This window comes from Pedobacter psychrodurus, from assembly GCF_032678585.1.
Taxonomy (GTDB): Bacteria; Bacteroidota; Bacteroidia; order Sphingobacteriales; family Sphingobacteriaceae; genus Pedobacter; species Pedobacter psychrodurus_A.
The window spans coordinates 1-1,229 of record NZ_JAVTSN010000126.1 but is presented as its reverse complement, the minus strand read 5'-3'; the positions used below and the strand labels follow the sequence as shown (position 1 = coordinate 1,229).

Below are 1,229 nucleotides of genomic sequence, written 5' to 3'. Positions count from 1 at the left end.
GTTTGAACAGAATGTAAGGAATTATGCATGTCATAATATCCAGGATATCCAACCAGGAGAAAAAACGAAGGGAGATTCATCACTTTATAATTAAACTTAAAATGATGAAAAAAATATTAAAGGAAGTATTGGGTGTAGATGTTGCACAAAAGGAATTGGTAGTTACTGTTGGCAGAATGTTCGATGATTTGAGTATTGATCTTTATGCCCATAAAGTTTTCAAGAACAATGAGGCTGGTTTTGTGGCTTTACTAGGTTGGATAAAAAAACTTACAAGTAATGAACTTAAAGTTCGTTTTGTAATGGAAGCTACTGGCATCTATCATCAAAAATTTGCCTTTTACCTATATGATCATTGTCGTGAAGTAACTGTTGTTCTACCAAATAAAATCAGCAATTACATTCGAACACTTGAAAACAAAACCATAACAGATAAAAGCTGTTCTGAGGCGATTGCACAGTTTGGTCTGGAAAGAAATCTTGATCAGTGGCACAGGCCTAAGAAAATCTTTCATATGCTTCAACAACTTACAAGAGAGCGTGATCAGATTGTAAGTGAACGGGTTATTGTAAAGAACCAGGCCCATGCTGAGAAGTCTGAAGCGGAGCCGAATGAACGAAGCCTGCAACGACTTAATGAGAGGATTCGTCTGTTGAATAAGCAAGAAAAAGAAATAAAAGCTGATTTGGAGATGATTGTTAATGGTGATGCTAATTTAAACACAGAAATAAAACGTATCTGTAGTATAACAGGAATTGGGAAACTTACCGCAATCATTGTTTTGGCTGAAACAAATGGGTTTGAGCTGATCAGAAATAAAAAGCAACTTACAAGTTATGCTGGTTTGGACGTGAAAGAAAAACAATCAGGAACATCAGTAAAAGGAAAACCAAAAATATCCAAGAAGGGAAATAGGCATCTTAGAAAGGCAATGTATTTACCTGCATTAGTAGCCGTTAAACATGATAAAAACTTTGGAGAAATCTATCTTCGAATAGTTTCAAAACATGGAATTAAAATGAAAGCACTTGTAGCAGTTCAAAGAAAACTATTAGAAATGGTATATGTGATTTATAAAAGCAAACAGGAATATCAAAAAGAATACTCAGTTTTAAAAGAAAGTAGCGCACTAAACCTAATGGATCAGCACGCTACACTGGCTAGTTCTTGACTGCCTATGAAACAAAAATAAAATATTTTATTTGGAAATTAACACAGAATCTATCGG

At 34.3% G+C, this 1,229-nt stretch carries 1 protein-coding gene; it reads left to right on the top strand.

The window, feature by feature from the left end; translation table 11 throughout:
* Positions 1 to 104 precede the first annotated feature (104 nt).
* A complete protein-coding gene (locus tag R2S57_RS30330) occupies positions 105 to 1,172 on the top strand; it encodes an IS110 family transposase (protein ID WP_316848651.1) in 1,068 nt (355 codons plus the stop codon).
* Positions 1,173 to 1,229 lie beyond the last annotated feature (57 nt).

Excerpts from the sequence above, each read along its gene's own strand:
- R2S57_RS30330 (WP_316848651.1), top strand. The coding sequence starts at position 105 with ATGAAAAAAATATTAAAGGAAGTATTGGGTGTAGATGTTGCACAAAAG.